The organism is Maridesulfovibrio pacificus (SeqCode) (assembly GCF_048612815.1).
Lineage (GTDB): Bacteria > Desulfobacterota > Desulfovibrionia > Desulfovibrionales > Desulfovibrionaceae > Maridesulfovibrio > Maridesulfovibrio pacificus.
The window spans coordinates 3,716,836-3,736,623 of record NZ_JBLZNE010000001.1; the positions used below are offsets into that span (position 1 = coordinate 3,716,836).

Consider the following 19,788-nt stretch of genomic DNA (forward strand, 5'->3'; position numbering starts at 1 on the left):
TTGTTTTTATTAAGTTTTTAGTTTTGAAGATATGGAAAGTTAACAGTTTGAAGTGACATAATGATCTCGCTTGTGTCATTTAAATGTAAACATATACATTGTGAGTGAAGGGAATATCGGATGACTACCAGTACCTTACGAAAGCTGACAGAACAGGTTCAGCGTATTGAATACTGCGGGATGTATGTTGATCTTGTGAGCACTTCAGCAGGAACAGTGCGGGTCGGCAGTATGCCTGATGTAGCAAAATTCGTTACCGAGCACGGTTTTCGTGAGGAAATCGTTGTAGTGACCCCGTGGGAAGTTTCTCTTGCAGGTGACAGCCGCACCGGAGAGGAATTCGTACTATGGCAGGCTCAAATCAGAGGTGGGATTCTCAAGGAATACGTGGGTCTTAAGCGGGATGTTGAGCTGCTGCACGGTAATCTTGAGTCTATTTTTCCGTACTTTTTTGATGATGAAAACATCAAGGTAGTTCGCAAGGATTGGCTCTGCAAATGGTTTAATCACGATATTGCCGATCCCTTTTACCGCAAGGGCTCTCTGGAAATCTGCTTCGAAGGCGGCAATGTAGTTGTTTCTGATGATGGAACTGTTTTATATGATCGCAACTCGCTTGCTTCCGGTGTCCATCCCGATAAGGAAATAGAGGCTTTGCTGGAAGATATCCCCAGAGACGGCAAAGTCCGGGAAAATTTAGAAGTTATTCCTATCGGCTGCGGAAACGGGGTTTACGGAACGGTCGCCAATACCATTGTGCGCTACGGTGAATATGTAATCTGGATAGATCCCTGCGGATATCCGGCCCAGACTCTCGCCCGTTACGGTATACATTGGGATGATGTTACTCACTGTCTATTTACCCATAATCATGAAGATCATGTACAGGGTTTCACTGCCTGCATGTATCGTGCACGTAAGTATAACCGGAAGTTGAAGCTGATTCTTGCCGACAACGTCTTTCGGGTGCTGGCAGATCTTTACTCCCCGCTTTTTCCAGATATGAAAGGTCAGGTGGAGGTCTTCTCATTAAAACCCGGAACTTCTTTGCAATTAGGTCCAATTCAAATAGACAGCCGCTGGAATCATCATATTCTGCCTTATGGGACTATCGGTCTTAAAATCTCTGCCGGAGGCAGCAGTTTCGGCTATTCCGGGGACACGAAGTACGACGAGGAGATCAACCAAATCCTGAACCGTCCTGAGCTTGAAGCCGGATGGTTTGCATCCTGTGATCTGGTTTTTCATGAAATAGAATTTGATAATCCGGACAGTGTGCATACCCACTGGAAACAGGTCGAGTCTTTGCAAAGTAAAATAGAAGGCAAAGTGCTCGGATATCATTGCCCTTTTCTGGCGAACAGTCCTTTCCCTCTGGCTGAAGAGGGGAGATGTTATGTACTTGATTAATCGTGGATGGTGTCTGCTCATTTGCTTATAAATATTCACATATTGCGTTGATATTTAACGGTAATGCGTATGTTAAAGGACTGTCCGCGGAGTATGCCGGGTCTTTTGACTACCCCGCTTGCTGCGGCAACGGCTCTGCCTGCGGCTGTGTCCAGAAGGGGATTACCTGAGGAACGAATCAACCTGATGTAGGTAAAGGAGTCGTCTTTGCGGATGTGAAAGGAATATTGAACATTGCCGATAAGCCCGGAAAGGTCCCCATTGCCCGGAAGAAATTTACGTTGTTCCACTGCTTCACGGACCTTCACCAGATAACATTTTCTGGCCAGACGTTCTAATTTTCTAGCCTGCTCTTCGGCCTGTTTTTCATTACTGCTGTCCGCAACTTGTTGTCCGAGCGCAGTTTTGTCGGCTGATCGGATAGGGGGAACATCGAAATTTACAGGTATTGCGATCTGAGTGTCGCCCGCTTCCGGCTCGGAAATCCATTCAAAATTTACCAGCCAGAGATGAACGATGATAGAGACTGCAATGCAGGAACATGTAAGCTGCTGTGAAGTCATCTGGACTTCCTGCCGCTGTCTTCCTTTTTGTTCGCTGTGACGATTACCAGATTGCTGAATCCTTCGCTTCGAACAATGTCGACAATACGGATAAAGTTTTCCACCCGAGCCTGCGGAACGGATTTGAGCAGGATGTTTTCGGGCTGCATGGCAGATGGTTTCCTTGCCACGGTGCGCAATTCATGAGCCAGTTCATGAAGGGTTACCGACTGCATATTGCAAAGGATTTCCCCGTCTTCTTTGAGTTCTATCTCCAATGATTTCCCGGAAACCGGTTTCGATGTTTCGGCCGGGGGCAGGTCCATGTTCATGCCTTTGGCGGTATAAACAGTTGAGACCACGAAGAAGATCAAGAGGATGAAAACAACATCCAGCAGGGGAGTAAGGTCCGGACTGGCCGGTTTGAGGGTGGATTTGGTGAAAGAAATCATAGCTGCAAGGCTCTAATCTTTTTGAATTTCCAGCAGCATGTTTGCGGTATGCTGCATGGCATAGGCAGCCTTTTCGTGCTGACGACAGAACCAGCGGTGGGCGATGAGAGCCGGAATGGCAACACTCAACCCTGCGGCGGTGGTCAGCAGGGCCTGCCATATTCCTCCGGCAAGCATGGTAATGTCGACGTTTCCAGAGGCTGAAAGCCGTGAAAAAGCTTTGATCATACCGAGGACGGTACCTAAGAGCCCGATAAGCGGTGCGGCGGTGGCTACTGTTGCCAGAAAATCCAGACGGCGGTTGAGTGAAAAGAGGATTTCCTCCCCGGCCAACTGGACTTCATGTTTTTTCTCCCTGTCCGGGAGCGGGCTGAAAAGAGCATTGAAAATCTTAAGGTAGAGGGGCGAAGTCTCTTCTACCAAATTTAGGATTTTTTCGTTTTTATGCTGACGGGCCAGATTCACTAGCTCGTCAAGCCGTTCAGCTTTGGGGAACCGGTTGGTGCTGAAAACAAAAAATCGTTCCCCCATGACCGCTAAGGAAGCAATCGAAAGAATAAAGAGCGGCCACATAATGAGGCCGCCCTGTTGTAGAATATTCATGAGTAATTCCGTTCAAGTTTTTCAAGAATTTCCAGCCCCATGTCTCTGCCGATGGCAACGAGGAATCCGTCATCATCAAATTCCCCGCTGAAGCTTGATAATTCATATCTTCCTGACACGTATTGAACTACTTCAGGGGCGTTGTTACCGGATACTTTCACAATTCCCTTGAGCCTGAAGACCTCTTTCGGGAGTGAGGTCATAAGGTAATTAAGATCTTCACGACTCAAGGGTTTGTTGAAGGCAAAACGTCGGGAGGTGAACCCTTCCATAGCGTGCGTATGCTGGGGTGGTGTAAGGGGACAAAGCGAAATCCCTCCGATGTGGTGTGTTCGGGGGTCGGAATCATATATGGTTCCGGGATTAATCGCACTGTTAATTGTGTTGACCAGCAAGGCACGTTTATTCAGTGTGGTGAGGAGTTTTGCCAGAGATTCCTGTTCTTCCTGTGAGACGAGGTCGCATTTATTGAGAATGATGACATCTGCCGCCTTGACCTGATTACGGGCGATATCACTGTCGGCAAGCAATTGTGGGCCGTTTTCAGTATCCACCAGTGTTGTCACAGAATCCAGCCGGACCAGCGGACGCAGGGTTTCTATTTCATTGAGAATATTAAAGGGGTTGGCCAGTCCGGTTGTCTCAAGGACAATTACTTTGGGATTGAAGCGGGTCTTAAGCTGCTCAATGCCTTTGGACAGGTTTCCGGCCAGTGTACAGCAGACGCAGCCTTCATCCAATTCCACAATGGAATCATCACCTTCAAGAAGTTTTCCGTCTACGCCGGTCTGGCCTATTTCATTCTGGATAATGGCAACCAGTTCATCCCGTGAAGCATGGTATTCCAGCAGTTGATTCAAAAAGGTCGTCTTTCCTGCTCCGAGGAAGCCGCTGAGCACGATAAGGCTCGGGCGTTTGTCAAAGGCATAATTGTGGTTTCCTTCAACTTCAACGGCAGCGAGGTCATGGGTTTCCCAGAAAAGAGCATCAGCAAGAGGGGCAGGCAGCTCTTTTCTTGTTTCCGCATGACCTTGGGCGCAGAAGTCGGGAATTTGCGGGAACGCGAGACTAGTGGCTGCCTCGCGTTCCCCCCAATTCAGGGCATCAGTGATGTGGGTGATTTCATGGCTGCTCGGAAATTTATTGCCCATGGAATCGTAGATAGTGGCATGGCCCTGAGCTTCGGTCCTGTAAAATCCGCAGGGCGGGACTTCAAGGCTGTTGGATACCGCTGCTGCAAGCACAAGCAGGAAATCTATAGCTATGGAGTGCGCAGGGATGTTCTCCTCAATCTCGCCGGGATTGATGATCCATTGGCCGTCTTGAGTCGCAATTCCGTCCTGAGAAATGCTGACTTTTGTTTGGTCGGCGGAAAGTTTAAGAGTGAAACAGTTTTCCTCTTTATTCAGCCCGTTAATTACGGTTGCAATGCGAAAAGGAGCCGCCCAGTTTTCGTCTGATGAAAATCGGCGGATGGATTGAATGTAGTCTTCCTGCACTGCTGAAATATTGGCTGCCAGTGACATGGATTCCAACAGTTCTTCATTTTCTTCAGGGAAGTAATACAGGCCCAATGATGCAAAGAATCCTGTGTCATTTGCATATTCATCTTCAGTGCAAATTCCGAATACCCCCGGATGGGTGCGCAGTTTCATGGTCCATGCTTTTTTGCCCTTTGGGCACACAGCCATGCCTTTCCAGCCCAGCAGTCGTTTGAATTCATCATGTTGGCAGGCTACCAGCAGGCAGTTGACCAAGACATCCGGCATGTTGATCTGGTGGTTGCTGCCCCGGCGGGGAGGGAGAATTGCGGAAAGGTTCATGATAGACACCCTTTATGAACTGCCCGGCCCGGAGGTCAGGGCCGGACAGTTTGGATATGGTTGTTCAGGCCTTAACAGCCGAAGTTAATCTTATCGCCGTTGCCGAGATAGTCCTTGGATGCGGAGCGGAAGCGCGCTGTTCCGCGTACCACCGGATAACCGGCTTCAATGAATTTCTTGGCAGTGAGATGTCCGGTGCAGTGGTTGCAGCCGATACGCTCGAAGCCCCATTCGCCGAGGGAGATTACGAGGTCATCGTATTTGGGGTCCCAGTCCTCAAAGGGTGAGATGTGCAGGCCGCCGTAAATTCCGTAGAATTTGTCGTTGTCATATTTCAGGTTGGCATAGGCAAAGTCTGCAAACTTGAGGATTCCCTGATGGCAGCAGCCGGAGATCAGTACCAGACCGTGGCCCTTTACGTTGAAGGCGAGGGAAGTCTCACCGAAGACACGGTTGATGATGGGCACATCAAACTTGAGCAGGGCCATTCCCGGAATAATGGGGGTGATGGGCTTGTCTGCGATTTTTAAATCGCCTTTGTAGCCGCAGTCTTTCACATATTGCAGACCTTCTTCGTAGAAGCCGTCATGCAGGTAGAGGGGAATGCGGTTGTCATATTTAAGGGTTACAGGCAGGCCCCAGAAGTGGTCCCAGTGCTCATGGGAGATGAACAGGGCTTCGATCTGCTGTTCTTTCAGCATCTTATCGATGCCTTCCCGCTTGAAGCTGTCATTCATCCATTCGTAGGACCATCCGGTATCCAGCAGGTATTTGTGCATGGTCCCATCCAGTTCCTCCACCTCGATAAGGCAGGAGTATCCGCCGGGGTTATCCGGGTGCAGGGACAGTTTTTTCTGGATTTCCCATGCCTTTTCCAGATCGTGGGGCAGCAGGTCCTTGATGGAGTTGATACCATCTTTGTAAGAACCTTGAGCGGAACCCTTACCGTTTCCGAAAGGGGCCCAGTTCAGGGTGTACTGGTTAACCAGCAATCCGCCCGCTTCGTGGATATCCCCGATGAGGTGGGAGTTGTTGAACCAGCTTGTTTCAGAGATATTGGTTACGCGAACACTGCGGCAGGCACCGAAATCGTTCAGTTTGCGCTGTGTTTTTGGAAGACGGTCATAAGCCATCGGGGTGTATGAATACATACCCATTCCGGCGATGGCACCGGCCACAAGCCCTGTTGCCGCGCCTTTGACGAAATCACGTCTGCTTATATTCTTTTTCTCATTGCTCATAATTTAGCTCCTTGTTCCGTACGCTTACTTGATGATGGTGAAGTTTGCGCTTACCCAGGGCAGGATGTTGATGATTGCGAAGTAGAACAGCACCCCGGCAGCAAGACCGATGAAGAGCCCTTTAGCTACACCCGGAGTCCATTTAACATCACTCGCGACCATTTCTTCCTTGACCTCTTCAAGCTCTGCCTCAGTTTTGGGCACAGCTTTCCAGCCCGGCCAGCCGTCCATGAACCATACGTTGATCAGGAAGATGTTGATCAGCCAGATCATGGGGATCATGGGGAACTGCTGGGGATGGGAGAAGCCTTTCTGGGTTCCGAGGAAAAGGTGGGAGGTCTTGTAGTAGACCACGTAGACCACAACAGCCATAACAGCGGTCAACAGGGTGCGGATGCACACGTTGACAGGACGGCTGAATTTAGTGGGCCAGTTTCCGCAGTAGAAGGTCAGGTACAAGCTGGGAACGAGCCAGAAAATAGCCATTTCACCAACGTGCAGCCAGCGCCAGTCAGGAGCCATGAGACGGCGGGTTCCGCGGATGGTTTCACCCCAGACAAGGTCCTGCGCGTAGTACAGGAAGAAACACAGGGCAAATGCGATACCGATGATACCGAAGAATGATGCGGTGCGGCGCAGTACGTCGTTTTTGATCAGGTTGAAGGGATAGCGTTCCCAGATACCTTCGTAGAGCCAGACAACAACGGTTCCGCACATGATCCATGCGATATGGAAGTTACCGGAAACTGTGTTGGCAAACTCTTCCCAATAGGGCGGGCAGATGGCGGTAAATTTCTGCCAGGGGTAGAAGAGGATCGCCATGTGGGAATGCATGGTCAGGAAATAGACAATCATACTGAAGAAGAAGGTTACGAGCACGATGGTGATGCCTCGCGCCGGCTGCTTCAGTTTCTGCCACGGTGCATTTTCGCAGGCTACAACCCAGCTGGGGGAAAGCCATGATGCGATTGCCGCGAACATCATGATTGCTTCTGCTGCATATTCGATTGCGTAGAAATCGGTTAAGCCCATTGACTCAAGGCGTGCAGGGTTAAAGTATGCAATCCCGAAGTTTCCGAGGATTTCAATGAAGAAGCCCTTGATGAGCAGGATCATGGCCGCAACACTGACCAGAGTCAGGACGGAGCCTTTAACCAGCGGGTGCGTTTTCTGAAGCCATGAGCGTTTGAACGGCCAGAAATCAAAAATGTAAGCAAGCCAGATAAAGAGGATCAGCAACCAGCGGCAGACCATGTACCCGACATAAGGGGTGTACATGCGCATGATTCCGCGGGGGTCCTGAAAAATCCACCATGTTAAATAAAAGAAAGCAAAAATGATAATCGTGTTGACTAAGGCCGGAATCGGTCCATTCCAGCGTTTCACCAACTTCCGACTCTCAAGGTAGCTGACACTACTGTTGTCCATGTGACTACTCCTTTGTGAGTACGCCGGGGGGATGATCAGTCCCCGTATCCCAACTGTGCTCGTATAACGTCTGTTTACAGGTTTCCGTCAGGAAACCAGTTCCTCCAATTGCCCGGGCGTAACAGTAGCCGGATCGATTCCCTTCGCCATTGCGAGCAGGAACAGTTCTTTTTCTGTCAGGGGAGTCTTTTCAGACTTCTCATGTTCTTGAACTGGTCCCTTTTGTCTGTCGCGCTGACGCTTTGGTGAGACGAAACGGCTGAAAAATTCTCTGCGGTTCATAATTATTCCCTGCCTGTTTTTAGCTGTCCGGCAGAACCATCTGGCTGAAAGTCTGAAGGCAGTATTTTGCCAGTTTTTCAGCTTGTTCCGGTTGGCCGGTTTTCAGGGCATTGAATAATTCAACGTGGTAAGCGAATAGTGAATCAATCTGCACCTCAGATAATCCTGTTCCGGCATGCTCCAGATTCTTGGCCGCAAGTTCCAGTTCCTTCAGCAGGAGGATCAGGTAGCCGTTGTTGGAGACTTCCGCCAGAGACCGGAAGAATGAGATGTATACCCGGCTGATCATCGACAGGTCGAAGTTCACAATGGCTTCGCCCAGTCTTGATGTTGCGGTTTCCAGCTCGGTGATGTCGGCCGGGGAAAGGCGCAGTGTTTCAGTGCGCACAAGACCGGGAACGACCAGATAAAGGGTCTCGACCAGTTGGCGGCTTGCCTCGATGCTTTTGCGCTTGCGCAGCATTTCCCAGCTGATGCAGCCTTCCTTGTTTTTCAGGTAGCAGCCGCTTTTTTCACGGATTTCGAGATAGCCCATGCTTTCAAGGTTGCAGAGGGCTTCCCTTACCGTGTTGCGGCTGGTTTTAAACATTTCTGCAAGCCGTCTTTCTCCGGGAAGTCGGTCCCCGATGGAGAAGGATTTGCCTTGCAGCATTGCAGTAATTTTCTGACAAAGGATTGGTCGTTGTGTTGATGCCATATCTGGTCCAACCAGTTTGAGGGTTAATTGATCCGCTCTTCACTTGAAGAGGTTTTATGGTCCGTTTTTTTTGAGCACAAGGTGCTTTGTGAAAATAAGCACTTAAACTGGTCCAACCAGATGTGAAAGCCAAATATGCTAGGCTCGATCTTTTGCTGTATAAGTACTTAAAATATTGTGTTTTTGTTGTGGGTGCAGTGGTTTTGTTTTAGAAATAAAAAAAGCGCGATGAGAAACAATCTCATCGCGCTGTGTGGTAGATTTTGGCTGTCTGGTTGGACCAGATATGCAGCTATTTATTGATGCAGTGGCCTAAGGTTTCAATGAACTTATCGTGAAGTTCGTGAAGCGGGGGAGCTGCATCAGGGTCATAGCTGTGCGTTTTTGTTGAGCAGAATATCAGCACATTGGTCAGGGTCTCGTTTTCGTAGAAAGGCTGGGCATAATATGAACGTATTCCGTGGGGAATGAATAAGGCCCAGTCGATAGGTTTGATGCTTTTGGATGTTTCCATCACCACATGATTCTTAAGGTTGAAGCGGACGATGTTTTCGGCAATTGAACCTTCGTAGGGATGGGTGCGGTTTTCATCCAATCCGGCAAAAGGCTCTCCTGCAGCAGTAACTTCGACCTTGTTTTGGTCAATGAATATACGGGAAAGCATGATCGCATCCGTCGGGGATCCGAAGGGCAGCGCTTGCAGTATGGTTTCCAGCAAACATTCAATGCTGCTGCATTTATTCATTTCCTTGACTGCTGCCCCTGAAGGAACGGTTTCGTTGCCCCGGACCGGGATGCCTTTGCATGCCTGACAGTCATTACGGTGATCCATAGTGATCCAGAGAAGGTTCTCGCCGTTACGCGAAATACTCTGGATGCGGATTGAGCATTCGTGATTTTTACCCATGCTGTCCGTAACAGATAGTTTGCCATTCCAGCGGTCTGAAAAGATAAGACCTTCATATAATTTATGCAGGTCTGTATCTGTGTTGTGGCGGAAGAGATCCTGAAAGTTCATGGAGAGCAGTTCCTGCCGTTCATATTTCAGCAGAGCTCCGGCGGCATTGTTTGCAGCACATACGGATCGATCGGAAAAACGAACGAACAAGACCGGATCATCAATAAGATCAATTTTGGTAGCGAGATTCGGCCTGCCTTCCGTGGTCAGGATTTCATCAACCTGCCCGGAAATATCCATCAGCATACCGACGGAGCAAGTCTGATGCAGGGGATCGGGAATGGCCCCGAGCCTGAACCATCTGGTCGAGTTTTTGTTCAGGCGCATACGGAAAACGCAACTGGTCGGTATGCGGTTCCTTACCTGCTGCAGGCTGTTCTGGAATTTTTCCCAGTCTTCGCTCAGGATCATATCGCGGGCGAGTTGCGGGTTTTGGAGGACGGATCTTACTTTTTGATTGTCGGTTGGTATTATGTAGGAATTAAGAAAAGAGATTTCATTTTCTACAATATCAATTCGCCAAATGATGGCGGGAAGTTGGTTTAAGTAGCTCGAGAAATGTTTTTCAAAGTCAGTGAATATTTTCTCGCATCCATTGGTATGAGTAGGCATTCTGATCCTTATTAATATTGGCTTCTATAGATAAAAAGATAGCCCGTTTATACCTTCAATTACTGTCTTGGCAAACATGTTTCTATTGGTCCAGCCAGATTAACCGGGGATTCCCAAAGTATGAATTGCATGCAATTTTTGCATGATTGCATGCAATTTAAGTGTGCAAAAATAGCATTTTTCGCGAGAGTTTCTTTGTTTTAGCATGTAAAAGCTATTTTTTCAGTATGTTATGGTTTATTGTCCTGTGATTGGTTTATGGCATGTCTTATGCTAAATGGGCCGCATGCAACGTACAACTACAACATGTCCTTACTGCGGTGCCGGCTGCTCTCTTTCTTTGGAAGTAGAGGAGGGGCGCATTGTCAGTGTTTCTCCCGGACCGGAACCATCAGTCAATCAGGGCGCATTGTGCTCGAAGGGACGCTTCGGATTCGATTTTGTTCATCATAGCGACCGGCTGACTACTCCGCTGATACGCAAGAACGGCGAGCTGGTTCCTGCTTCATGGGATGAGGCGTTGGGTCTTGTGGCAAGCCGCTTAAGCTCCATTGTTTCTGAGCATGGTCCGCAGGCTGTGGGCGGTTTCAGCAGTGCCCGCTGTACCAATGAAGAGAACTACCTTTTCCAGAAAATTTTTCGCACAGGGTTCGGCAGCAACAATGTCGACCATTGCGCACGGCTCTGACACGCTCCCACTGTAGCCGGTCTGGCTACATCATTAGGAAGCGGTTCCATGACCAACTCCATCCGCGAGCTCTGGGACATGGGAAGGGGAGATTGTGTTTGCGCCATCGGGACCAATACTACCGAATGCCATCCCATCATCGGTATCGGCATGATGGAGGCCAAACGCAACGGCGCCGGATTGATTGTCATTGATCCCCGCGAGATCGACCTTGCACGTCAGGCCGATGTCTGGCTCAGATTGCGTCCGGGCACAGATACTGCGCTGCTTTCTTCCATTGCCAAGGTCATTCTGGATGAAGGGCTCGCTGACGTTGAAGCCGTTGCTGCAGCTACCGAAGATTTTGCAGCTTTCCGGGAAGGATTGCAGGCTTTCGATCCTGAAAGTGTTGCTGCCATCGCTGAAGTTCCTGCGTCTGATATACGCAAAGCCGCGCGGCTTATCGGAAAGTCAGCCAATGCTGCCTTCTACTACACAATGGGCGTGACCCAGCACACTACCGGAACCAATAATGTTCTTGCTGTTTCCAACCTTGCACTGGTCAGCGGAAATATCGGGCGGCCTAAGACTGGTGTGAACCCGTTGCGTGGTCAGAACAACGTACAGGGTTCATGTGATATGGGAGCCCTGCCTAACGTACTGACCGGATATCGTCCGGTTACTGATGATGCGGTGCGGGGGACATTTGAATCCGGCTGGGGAGTAAAGCTTCCTGCTGAACCGGGGCTGACCATTCCCAAGATGTTGCATGCTGTTGAAGAAGATCGCCTTAAGGGACTCTTTGTCTTCGGCGAAAACCCTATGCGCAGCGACCCGGATATCAATCATGTGGAACATTGCCTGCGTCACGTTGATTTTCTTGTTGTTCAGGACCTTTTCCTTACCGAAACAGCCGCGCTGGCTGATGTTGTCCTGCCCGGAGCCAGTTTTGCCGAGAAGGACGGAACTTTCACCAGTACAGAGCGGCGCGTGCAGCGTGTCCGCAAGGCCGTAGACCCCATCGGGCAGAGCCGTCCGGATTGGGAAATTCTGGCTGAGTTGCTGCGGTTGCTGGGACGTACTGAAGAGTATGCAAATGCCAGCGAGGTTTTTGATGAAATGCGGGCGTTGACCCCGACCCATGCAGGCATAAGTTATGAACGTCTGGAGGCTGGCGGTATTCAATGGCCCTGTCCTGATGAAAAACATCCGGGAACTCCAATTCTGCACGTGGGGGGCTGCATGCGCGGTCCCGGTAAATTCGTGCCGCTTGAACATCGCGAGCCTGCGGAATTGCCTGATGCGCAGTATCCGTTGACCCTGACCACTGGAAGGGTAGTTGCTCATTATCACACTGCCACTATGACCCGCCGTTGTTTCGGTTTGCAAGGTACGTGGCCGGAAGAGCTGGTGGAGATTCATCCTGCTGATGCCGCAGCATACGGTGTAGAGGATGGTGAACTGTTGGAAATCAGCTCCCGCCGGGGAACAGTCAAGGCGCGGGCATGGGTTACCAAACGGGTCCGGCGTGGGCTGGTCTTTATGACTTTTCACTTTTCTGAAAGTCCGGCCAACCTGCTGACTACTTCGGCAGCTGACCCGGTTACCGGAACTCCGCAGCTGAAAGTCTGCGCTGTTTCCATCCGCAAATTTAAGGAGCCTGAGCAGTCAGTAGACGCACAGGTTTCCGCATTCATAAAGGAAGAAATTTCATGTCATCACGTTTAAGCCCTTTTGTCCTTGCCAATGCTGCAAAGTGCATCGGTTGCCGGGCCTGTGAACTGGCCTGCGCTGCTGCTCACTTGCAGGGCGGTGTTTCTGTGGGAAGCTTGCAGGGCTCGCTTTCTCCCCGTCTTTACCTGATCCGCGCAGAAGAAGTCTGTGTCCCGGTAGGCTGTCGTCATTGCGAGGATGCACCCTGCGCCGCAGTCTGTCCCAATGGTGCTATCCAGCGCACTGATTCCGGTGTGCAGGTGGATGAAGCTCATTGCGTTGGTTGTAAGACCTGCCTTGCTGCCTGTCCTTTTGGCGCTATGGAAATGGCCCAGATCTGGAAAGATGGCCGTCCTGCCCTACGTAGGGTCGTTGATCCGCAGAATCCTGATTCCTACATTATTGAACCCGCACTTTTAGCCAGCAAGTGCGACCTCTGCCACGAACGTGAAGAAGGTCCGGCCTGCGTGGAAGCCTGTTCCAAGGATGCTTTGACTTTGATTGATCCCATGAAAATTAAGAAACGCCGCAATATAGAAGCTGCATTGGCCCTTGCCGGAGTCGGAGCCAGATCTGAAGTAAGACCCGGGGAGGAAATGTAATGATGAATTTTTCTCAAGTAGTGGCAATTGATCCCGCTATCTGTACCGGTTGCCGCCGTTGCGCCGAAGTCTGCCCTGTAAATGCTATTGTCGGTGCTGAAGGTGAAGCCCAGACCATCGATATCTCTAAATGTGTTATCTGCGGTCAGTGCGTATTGACCTGTTCCGCATTTGTTTCTCCTTTTGACGATGCGGCGGATGAAATTCCGGCCATGCGCAGAGAGCGCGGTCTTGATGGCGATGATACAGCACCTCTTTTCGCCGCTCATTTTCGCAATGATACCAAAAGAGTTGCGGAACTGCTTGCTGATCCGGCTAAGAAATCAATGGTTCAGTGTGCTCCGGCAGTACGTACTTCCATTGCTGAAGAATACGGTCTTGCTCCGGGAACCCTGACTCCGGGACAGCTTGCGGCTTCCCTGCGCCGTCTTGGTTTCGATGCTGTCTACGATACAATTTTCGCAGCGGATGTAACCATCATGGAAGAGTCTTCGGAGCTGCTGGACCGGATTAAGTCCGGCGGTCCGCTGCCCATGTTCACTTCCTGCTGTCCCGGTTGGGTACGCTACATGGAGACCGCATGGCCTGACCTGACCGATCATCTTTCCAGCTGTAAATCACCGCAGCAGATGGCTGGCGCGCTCTTCAAAACTTACGGGGCAGAAATCGCCGGAGTCGGTGCGGAGTCAATCGCCAGTGTTGCGGTTATGCCCTGCACAGCTAAAAAGCACGAGGCCGCCCGTCCTGAAATGCAGTCAAGCGGACAGCCGGACGTGGATGCAGTGCTTACCGTTACCGAACTTGCCGCCATGTTGAAGGCGAAAGGCATCAATCTTGCCGAAATTCCTGAAGAGGATTTTGACGTACCTATGGGCCTCTATTCCGGGGCCGGGGTTATCTTCGGAGCCACCGGGGGAGTCATGGAGGCTGCTTTGCGCACAGCAATTGCCGTTACCAGCGGTAAGGATGTCTGTGAGAGCGGGGTCGTATTTTCTCCGGCAGGAGAGGGCATCCGCAGGGCATCCATAGATGTTGCCGGGAAGACTGTCCGCGCAGTGATTGTTTCCGGTCTGGCTAATGCCGCACCTCTTCTTGAAGATGTCCGTGCCGGAAAGGCAGATTTTGATTTCATGGAAGTCATGTGCTGCCCCGGAGGTTGTGTTGCCGGAGGGGGCCAGCCGAAACTTCTGCCCGGAATTGACCGTGACGAGGTGATTGCCAAGCGTCGTGGCGGTTTGCATCGTCATGATAAGGAACTTCCGGTCCGTGCTTCACACAAAAATGAGGCAGTTACGGTTTTGTATGATAAATATTTGGGTGAACCTCTCGGACACAGGTCACATGAGCTTTTGCACACCCACTACGGAACCGAGAGCGGGGGACATTAGTCATGAATGCTTTTGTTCTGGCTGTGCCTTCACGTTGCATAGGTTGCCGTGCTTGCGAGATCGCCTGCGTTGACGCCCATATGAAAGCTGATATGGGGCAGGCCATGGAAAACGGCCTTCCTTTCAGCCCGCGTATTTCTGTTGTGCGCGAGTCCGGTGTTACCGCACCGATCCAGTGCCGGCAGTGTGAAGATGCACCCTGTGCCGCTGCCTGTCCGGTGGGAGCCATCGGTTACAGCGGAAAGTCGGTGGTAATAGATGCCGAACGTTGTTTCGGCTGCAAGGCTTGTCTGGCGGCTTGTCCTTTCGGAGCCATGCAGGTCGGCATAATCAATGCTGAATGTGAAGCTCCGGTAGCTCATAAGTGTGATCTTTGCGAGGGGCATCGCGATAATCCTGCCTGTGTGTCCGTGTGTCCGGCCGGGGCACTGAGTGTTTTTTCCAGCGAGTCTTTGAAAAAATTTTCAGCGAATAAGCGGCGGGAAAATGCGCGGCTCATGGCTTTGGGCTAATTAAAATCTCAGTTACCTCAAGGTAATTACAGTCAGGGATTCTAAAGGGGGGCTTCCCCTTTGGTCCCGCTGAAGGTGAAATAAATTCGGCAAAAGCGTGGGGCACATTACTATGACAGATTCCATATATCGAAGCGTGGTCGAGGACCAGACGGAGCTTATCCGGCGTTTCCGTCCAGACGGGAAGCTGACCTTCGTAAACAGTGCTTTTTGCCGATTCTACGGCATGAGTGCCGACGAGTTGCTTTCGTCTCATTTTCAGGAACTTTTGCATCCTGATGAACGCGAGAGAATTGTCCGTATGCTTTATTCACTGACACCTGAGAATCCTGAAATCGTCACTGAACCAAGTTTTACTGACGCTGCCGGAGAGGTTCATTATGTGCAGTATGTGACTCGGGCAATTTTTGATGATGATGGGAATGTTGTTGAATATCAGTCGGTAGGCCGCGACGTTACGGCTCAGCGGCAGGCAGAGGCTACTTTGGAAGAAGCACGCTCCGCCATGGCACGGGCCAGCAGGGTTACTACTTTCGCCGTTGTCGGGGGAGGCATAGCCCATGAAATCAATCAGCCGCTGAATGCAATACGTTTGCTTGCCGCATCTGCTTTGCTGCTGGCGGACCGTTCCGAGAATCCGGATAAGAAAATTGTCCGTATTTTGCAGAATATTGCCGGACAGGTGGACCGCATTGATTCCATCGTCAACCATCTGCGCGAGCACTTGCGGAATAACCAGACGGTGGCAGGTGAACTCTGCAATCTCGGAAAGGCGGTGGAGTCTGCGCTATCCCTGATGAGAGCCCAGATGGTTGCCAGAGGTATTGGATTGGAGCTTACCGTAGATCCTGAAATCAAGCTTGTGGTCGGGACCTCAATCAGGTTTGAAGAGCTGGTCATGAACCTTGTTGCCAATGCGATGCAGGCTCTGGAAACCTGCGACTACTGCCCGAAAACAATTTCCATCCGTGTTGTATCTCAAGGTTCTGACTCCGTGGAGCTGAGTGTGGCTGATAACGGTCCGGGATTTGATCCGAAATTGGCGGATGAGCTTTTTGAACCGTTTTTCTCAACGAAATCTCCGGGCTCTTCCATGGGACTGGGGTTGTCTATCGTACGCACAATTGTGCAATCCGCAGGCGGGTCGGTCATTGCGGAGAACCGTCCCGAAGGCGGGGCATTACTGCGGGTAATACTGCCCGCCGCAGATCGGGAGGAGCCTAAAGATAATGCGTATTTTACTCGTAGACGATGATGCTCCTACCCGTGATTCTCTTGCCGAATACCTGACCCTTCTTGGGCATGCCGTCACACCTAGCGCAGAGGCTGTTTCCGCTCTCAATATATGTCGCAACCATGATTTTGAAATGGTCCTTTCAGATATCCAGATGCCGGGAAGAACCGGAATGAGCTGGTGCGTGATATCAAGGGGCTTTCATTTACCACTGCGCCGGAGTGGTTCTTTACACGGGGCACGCTGACCTTGAACTTGCCATAGGTGCTTTGCGGGCCGGGGCCTACGATTACCTCACCAAGCCCATTAATCTGGAAGAACTTGCCGCGGTGCTGGATCGAGTGGCTGAACATCAGTCCCTTCTGCGGGAGAATGAAAAGCTGACGGATCATTTTGAAGAGTTGTTGCCGAAGTTACCAGTGGTGTGCGTGCTGAATTATCGCAGTTGCGCCAGCAGTTTGCTCAGCAGGCCGGACTGGATAATATCGGTTTCTTTTCCGAGGCCATGTGGGAGGTGGTCAGTCAGGCCCGTCTTTACCATGAAGATCGTGATCTGCCCGTGCTTATTCAGGGAGAGACCGGAGTCGGCAAGGCTATCGTAGCCAAGCTGATCCATTACGGTGAGGATAGTTCCCGTTCGCCGCGACCTTTTGTGGACATCAACTGTGCCGCCCTTCCGGCGAATCTTTTTGAAAGCGAGTTGTTCGGTTATGAGGCCGGGGCTTTTACCGGAAGTGCCACCCGCGGCGCACGGGGCAAGATTGATCTTGCTAAGGGCGGGACTCTTTTTCTGGACGAGATCGGCGAAATCCCGGTTGAATTGCAGGCTAAGCTTCTGCGGGTCATTGAGAATAAAAGTTTTTACCGTGTCGGCGGGCTGACCAAGGTCGAGACCGATATACGCATCATTGCCGCTACCAACCTCGACCTGACTGAACGAATTGAAAAAGGGCTCTTCCGTAGTGATCTTTATTACCGCTTACGGGTCGGCAGTATAATCGTTCCTCCACTTCGTGAACGTACTGATGATATTGTTCCTCTGGCTCTTTCGTTTTTGAGAGCTTTTGCCGCAAAACGGGGCAAGGCATTTGCTGATATCAGCCCCGAGGCAGCCGCTCTCCTGTTGGAAAAACCGTGGTCGGGAAATGTGCGCGAGCTCAAGAATGCCATGGAATGGATTTCGGTCATGCATGATGCGCAAGTGTTGCAACCACAACATTTAGCCGGTTTTTTCGGGGGCATGCAAAAGAGTCCTTCCGTAAAGGAAAGAACTTCACCATGCGGAAAACAAACCCGTCTAAAAAATCAAGACCTACTGAACAAGATATAGATGCTGCGCTGGTTGCAACCGGCGGCAATAAAACCAAGGCCGCCGCGCGATTGGGGATTTCCATTCGTATGCTTTATTACCGGCTTGCGGCCAGAGAGCAAAACGAAAGTTAAAAAGCTTTCGTAATGATTAGATAACGGAGATTTTTATGAAGCCGGATAGTACAGGATTAATAGATTTTATTGACGGTGAAAAAATGTCGGGAGATAGTGAATTCAACTACCGGACCGATGCCGCTCAAGTTTACGATATTTTGGATAAAGCCGCTCAGGCCAAGGGTCTGTCCCTTGAAGAGACCGCAAGACTTTTGCAGGTTGAGGACCCGGAGCTGAACGAGGCAATTTTTGAGACCGCACGCAAAGTAAAACAGGGCATTTACGGCAACCGTCTGGTGCTGTTTGCTCCGCTCTATGTGACCAACGAGTGCGGTAACCGCTGTGCTTACTGTGGATTTAAAGACACGAATAAGGAACTTCTGCGCCGTACACTAAGTGCTGATGAAATCCGGCAGGAAGTGACCGTGCTGGAAAATCAGGGGCATAAACGGCTGCTTTTGGTTTACGGTGAACATCCCAAATTCGGAGCTGAGTGGATAGCTGAAACCGTCCGCAATGTTTATGACACTGTTTCGGAAAAGAGCGGAGAAATCAGGCGGGTGAACATTAACTGCGCCCCGCTGGATGTTGAAGGATTCCATAAATTGCACGAGGTGGGCATCGGTACCTACCAGTGTTTTCAGGAAACCTATCACCGCGGAACTTACGCCGAACTTCATCCTACCGGATACAAGAAAGATTATCTCTGGCGTTTGCATGCCATGCATCGGGCTATGAAAGCCGGCATTGATGATGTCGGTATGGGGACGCTGCTGGGTCTTTATGACTACCGGTTTGATACCATTGCTTTGTTGGCCCATGCCGCCGAACTGGAGGCAAAATACGGAGTGGGGCCGCACACCCTCTCTTTTTCCCGGCTGGAACCGGCCCTTAATGCCGAGATAGCCTTTAATCCGCCTTATCCAATTTCCGATGCGCAGTTCAAACGGCTGGTCGCTGTACTGCGTCTTGCTGTTCCTTACACCGGACTCATTCTCAGTACCCGCGAGAACCGTGAAATGCGCCGTGAGCTGCTCGACCTCGGGATTTCGCAGATTAGCGCCGGGTCTAGAACTTATCCCGGTGCGTATAGCGACCCTGATTATGATCGCCCGGATGTGCAGCAGTTCTGCATAGGTGATAACCGCAGTCTTGAAGAGGTAATCGGAGAGATTGTGGAACATGGCTACGTACCTTCATGGTGCACAGCCTGTTACCGTGCGGGCAGGACCGGAGAACATTTCATGGAACTGGCAAAGAAAGGGTTCATTCAGGAATTCTGTCATCCCAATGCCTTGCTGACTTTTAAAGAATACCTGCTGGATTACGCCCAAACGGGAACGCAGGAGCAGGGCAATTCACTGATCAGCCATGAGCTGGAAGGACTTGCCGAGAAACGCAGGGCTGCTGTTGCAGACAGGCTTAACCGTATCGAACACGGCGAGCGGGATTTGTATCTTTGATTCACTCTCAGGCCGATTACCTCGACGATATCACTTATGACCGTAAAAGAAATATTACAAGTCCTTAAGGCGGATAATTCCGAAGCCTTATTTGCACAGGCCCGTGAAATCCGCAATTCCGTGTTCGGAAATGAGGTCTTTCAGCGCGGGGTGGTTGAATTTTCCAACAGGTGTCGAAAGAACTGCCATTATTGTGGTCTTCGTTGCTGCAACGGGCAGGTGGAACGTTATTCCCTTGATGCGGATTCAATCCTTTCAGCAGCCCGCTGCGCCATTGATGCGGGCTTGGGAACTGTGGTCCTGCAGTCGGGTGATGACAAGAGTATGGACCCGCGTTTCATCGGAGAGATCGTTCAATCCACCAAGGCTTATGCCGATGTATCGGTAACCCTGTGCCTTGGTGATCATGACCGGGATACATATAAATACTGGCGTGATTGCGGAGCAGACCGCTATCTCCCTTAAAATGGAGACCTTCAACAGTGAACTGCACGCCAGACTTCGTCCCGGACAGAGTGTTTCTGAACGTCTAGCCCGTTTGGAAACATTATGCAGCCTTGGCTATGAGGCGGGGTCCGGTCTGATTACAGGCTTACCCGGCATGACCCCGGAAATTCTGGCTGAGGACTTATGGCGGCTGAGTTTATTGCCGCTGGATATGATAGCGGTGGGGCCGTTTATTCCACATCCTGATACGCCCCTTGGACGTTTCTGGGCCGGGCAGCCTCGATGAAAC

Annotated in this window: 21 protein-coding genes; 12 read left to right on the forward strand and 9 right to left on the reverse strand. The window is 50.7% G+C overall.

Translation table 11 applies throughout. The annotated features are described in order from the left end of the window. The first annotated feature begins 120 nt into the window (after positions 1 to 120). A complete protein-coding gene (locus tag ACNI23_RS17230; protein ID WP_420250515.1) occupies positions 121 to 1,410 on the forward strand; it encodes an MBL fold metallo-hydrolase in 1,290 nt (429 codons plus the stop codon). 35 nt (positions 1,411 to 1,445) lie between these two features. Here the strand turns inward: ACNI23_RS17230 and ACNI23_RS17235 are convergent, their stop codons facing one another. The 9 genes from ACNI23_RS17235 to ACNI23_RS17275 form a co-directional block, all read right to left on the reverse strand. Further along, on the reverse strand, positions 1,446 to 1,973 hold the full coding sequence (locus ACNI23_RS17235) for a TonB family protein (protein WP_420250516.1): 528 nt from the start codon (positions 1,971 to 1,973) through the stop codon (positions 1,446 to 1,448). Beyond that, positions 1,970 to 2,404 (reverse strand): ExbD/TolR family protein, encoded by a 435-nt coding sequence (locus tag ACNI23_RS17240; RefSeq protein WP_420250517.1) that lies wholly within the window; start codon positions 2,402 to 2,404, stop codon positions 1,970 to 1,972. The genes ACNI23_RS17235 and ACNI23_RS17240 overlap by 4 nt, the downstream gene beginning before the upstream one ends. Positions 2,405 to 2,416: 12 nt before the next feature. After that, entirely contained in the window at positions 2,417 to 3,007 is a 591-nt protein-coding gene (locus tag ACNI23_RS17245; protein ID WP_420250518.1) for a MotA/TolQ/ExbB proton channel family protein, read from the reverse strand. Continuing rightward, positions 3,004 to 4,830 (reverse strand): CobW family GTP-binding protein, encoded by a 1,827-nt coding sequence (locus tag ACNI23_RS17250; RefSeq protein WP_420250519.1) that lies wholly within the window; start codon positions 4,828 to 4,830, stop codon positions 3,004 to 3,006. The genes ACNI23_RS17245 and ACNI23_RS17250 overlap by 4 nt, the downstream gene beginning before the upstream one ends. Positions 4,831 to 4,901: 71 nt before the next feature. Continuing rightward, complete coding sequence (locus ACNI23_RS17255) at positions 4,902 to 6,071, reverse strand: MBL fold metallo-hydrolase (RefSeq protein WP_012765949.1); 1,170 nt, start codon at positions 6,069 to 6,071, stop codon at positions 4,902 to 4,904. Between the two features lie 24 nt (positions 6,072 to 6,095). Further along, positions 6,096 to 7,499, reverse strand: a complete 1,404-nt coding sequence (locus ACNI23_RS17260; RefSeq protein ID WP_420250520.1) for a hypothetical protein — start codon at positions 7,497 to 7,499, stop codon at positions 6,096 to 6,098. Between the two features lie 87 nt (positions 7,500 to 7,586). Next, on the reverse strand, positions 7,587 to 7,781 hold the full coding sequence (locus tag ACNI23_RS17265) for a hypothetical protein (RefSeq protein WP_420250521.1): 195 nt from the start codon (positions 7,779 to 7,781) through the stop codon (positions 7,587 to 7,589). Positions 7,782 to 7,800: 19 nt separating this feature from the next. Further along, positions 7,801 to 8,478 (reverse strand): FadR/GntR family transcriptional regulator, encoded by a 678-nt coding sequence (locus tag ACNI23_RS17270; protein WP_012765952.1) that lies wholly within the window; start codon positions 8,476 to 8,478, stop codon positions 7,801 to 7,803. Between the two features lie 292 nt (positions 8,479 to 8,770). Then, complete coding sequence (locus ACNI23_RS17275; protein WP_420250522.1) at positions 8,771 to 10,048, reverse strand: diguanylate cyclase; 1,278 nt, start codon at positions 10,046 to 10,048, stop codon at positions 8,771 to 8,773. A 277-nt stretch (positions 10,049 to 10,325) separates the two neighbouring features. Between ACNI23_RS17275 and fdhF the strand changes: the two genes are divergently transcribed. From fdhF to ACNI23_RS17330, 11 genes are all read left to right on the forward strand, one after another. Then, positions 10,326 to 12,443 (forward strand): formate dehydrogenase subunit alpha, encoded by a 2,118-nt coding sequence (gene fdhF, locus ACNI23_RS17280; protein ID WP_490722702.1) that lies wholly within the window; start codon positions 10,326 to 10,328, stop codon positions 12,441 to 12,443. Beyond that, a complete protein-coding gene (locus ACNI23_RS17285) occupies positions 12,428 to 13,030 on the forward strand; it encodes a 4Fe-4S dicluster domain-containing protein (RefSeq protein ID WP_420250524.1) in 603 nt (200 codons plus the stop codon). Before fdhF ends, ACNI23_RS17285 begins: the two co-directional genes overlap by 16 nt. Beyond that, positions 13,030 to 14,418: a [Fe-Fe] hydrogenase large subunit C-terminal domain-containing protein gene (locus ACNI23_RS17290; protein ID WP_420250525.1), complete on the forward strand. Its 1,389-nt coding sequence runs from the start codon at positions 13,030 to 13,032 to the stop codon at positions 14,416 to 14,418. Before ACNI23_RS17285 ends, ACNI23_RS17290 begins: the two co-directional genes overlap by 1 nt. 2 nt (positions 14,419 to 14,420) lie before the next feature. Further along, positions 14,421 to 14,930: a 4Fe-4S dicluster domain-containing protein gene (locus tag ACNI23_RS17295; protein WP_420250526.1), complete on the forward strand. Its 510-nt coding sequence runs from the start codon at positions 14,421 to 14,423 to the stop codon at positions 14,928 to 14,930. A gap of 112 nt (positions 14,931 to 15,042) precedes the next feature. After that, entirely contained in the window at positions 15,043 to 16,185 is a 1,143-nt protein-coding gene (locus ACNI23_RS17300) for a PAS domain-containing sensor histidine kinase (protein ID WP_420250527.1), read from the forward strand. After that, positions 16,160 to 16,411 (forward strand): response regulator, encoded by a 252-nt coding sequence (locus ACNI23_RS17305; protein ID WP_420250528.1) that lies wholly within the window; start codon positions 16,160 to 16,162, stop codon positions 16,409 to 16,411. Before ACNI23_RS17300 ends, ACNI23_RS17305 begins: the two co-directional genes overlap by 26 nt. A 177-nt stretch (positions 16,412 to 16,588) precedes the next feature. Continuing rightward, the gene (locus tag ACNI23_RS17310) at positions 16,589 to 17,494 is read left to right on the forward strand and encodes a sigma 54-interacting transcriptional regulator (protein WP_420250529.1); all 906 of its coding nucleotides are present in this window, start codon (positions 16,589 to 16,591) and stop codon (positions 17,492 to 17,494) included. After that, positions 17,443 to 17,607, forward strand: coding sequence for a helix-turn-helix domain-containing protein (locus ACNI23_RS17315; RefSeq protein WP_420250530.1), 165 nt, complete (start codon positions 17,443 to 17,445; stop codon positions 17,605 to 17,607). The genes ACNI23_RS17310 and ACNI23_RS17315 overlap by 52 nt, the downstream gene beginning before the upstream one ends. A gap of 35 nt (positions 17,608 to 17,642) precedes the next feature. After that, a complete protein-coding gene (gene hydG / locus ACNI23_RS17320; RefSeq protein WP_420250531.1) occupies positions 17,643 to 19,052 on the forward strand; it encodes a [FeFe] hydrogenase H-cluster radical SAM maturase HydG in 1,410 nt (469 codons plus the stop codon). A 36-nt stretch (positions 19,053 to 19,088) separates the two neighbouring features. Continuing rightward, positions 19,089 to 19,517, forward strand: coding sequence for a radical SAM protein (locus ACNI23_RS17325; RefSeq protein ID WP_420250532.1), 429 nt, complete (start codon positions 19,089 to 19,091; stop codon positions 19,515 to 19,517). A gap of 1 nt (position 19,518) precedes the next feature. Continuing rightward, complete coding sequence (locus ACNI23_RS17330) at positions 19,519 to 19,785, forward strand: biotin synthase BioB (RefSeq protein WP_420250533.1); 267 nt, start codon at positions 19,519 to 19,521, stop codon at positions 19,783 to 19,785. Positions 19,786 to 19,788 lie beyond the last annotated feature (3 nt).

What these genes read in the sequence shown, in the direction of transcription:
- ACNI23_RS17230 (WP_420250515.1), top strand. Translation starts at nt 121, where the DNA reads ATGACTACCAGTACCTTACGAAAGCTGACAGAACAGGTTCAGCGTATT.
- ACNI23_RS17235 (WP_420250516.1), bottom strand. Translation starts at nt 1,973, where the DNA reads ATGACTTCACAGCAGCTTACATGTTCCTGCATTGCAGTCTCTATCATC.
- ACNI23_RS17240 (WP_420250517.1), bottom strand. Translation starts at nt 2,404, where the DNA reads ATGATTTCTTTCACCAAATCCACCCTCAAACCGGCCAGTCCGGACCTT.
- ACNI23_RS17245 (WP_420250518.1), bottom strand. Translation starts at nt 3,007, where the DNA reads ATGAATATTCTACAACAGGGCGGCCTCATTATGTGGCCGCTCTTTATT.
- ACNI23_RS17250 (WP_420250519.1), bottom strand. Translation starts at nt 4,830, where the DNA reads ATGAACCTTTCCGCAATTCTCCCTCCCCGCCGGGGCAGCAACCACCAG.
- ACNI23_RS17255 (WP_012765949.1), bottom strand. Translation starts at nt 6,071, where the DNA reads ATGAGCAATGAGAAAAAGAATATAAGCAGACGTGATTTCGTCAAAGGC.
- ACNI23_RS17260 (WP_420250520.1), bottom strand. Translation starts at nt 7,499, where the DNA reads ATGGACAACAGTAGTGTCAGCTACCTTGAGAGTCGGAAGTTGGTGAAA.
- ACNI23_RS17265 (WP_420250521.1), bottom strand. Translation starts at nt 7,781, where the DNA reads ATGAACCGCAGAGAATTTTTCAGCCGTTTCGTCTCACCAAAGCGTCAG.
- ACNI23_RS17270 (WP_012765952.1), bottom strand. Translation starts at nt 8,478, where the DNA reads ATGGCATCAACACAACGACCAATCCTTTGTCAGAAAATTACTGCAATG.
- ACNI23_RS17275 (WP_420250522.1), bottom strand. Translation starts at nt 10,048, where the DNA reads ATGCCTACTCATACCAATGGATGCGAGAAAATATTCACTGACTTTGAA.
- ACNI23_RS17285 (WP_420250524.1), top strand. Translation starts at nt 12,428, where the DNA reads ATGTCATCACGTTTAAGCCCTTTTGTCCTTGCCAATGCTGCAAAGTGC.
- ACNI23_RS17290 (WP_420250525.1), top strand. Translation starts at nt 13,030, where the DNA reads ATGATGAATTTTTCTCAAGTAGTGGCAATTGATCCCGCTATCTGTACC.
- ACNI23_RS17295 (WP_420250526.1), top strand. Translation starts at nt 14,421, where the DNA reads ATGAATGCTTTTGTTCTGGCTGTGCCTTCACGTTGCATAGGTTGCCGT.
- ACNI23_RS17300 (WP_420250527.1), top strand. Translation starts at nt 15,043, where the DNA reads ATGACAGATTCCATATATCGAAGCGTGGTCGAGGACCAGACGGAGCTT.
- ACNI23_RS17305 (WP_420250528.1), top strand. Translation starts at nt 16,160, where the DNA reads ATGCGTATTTTACTCGTAGACGATGATGCTCCTACCCGTGATTCTCTT.
- ACNI23_RS17315 (WP_420250530.1), top strand. Translation starts at nt 17,443, where the DNA reads ATGCGGAAAACAAACCCGTCTAAAAAATCAAGACCTACTGAACAAGAT.
- hydG (WP_420250531.1), top strand. Translation starts at nt 17,643, where the DNA reads ATGAAGCCGGATAGTACAGGATTAATAGATTTTATTGACGGTGAAAAA.
- ACNI23_RS17325 (WP_420250532.1), top strand. Translation starts at nt 19,089, where the DNA reads ATGACCGTAAAAGAAATATTACAAGTCCTTAAGGCGGATAATTCCGAA.
- ACNI23_RS17330 (WP_420250533.1), top strand. Translation starts at nt 19,519, where the DNA reads ATGGAGACCTTCAACAGTGAACTGCACGCCAGACTTCGTCCCGGACAG.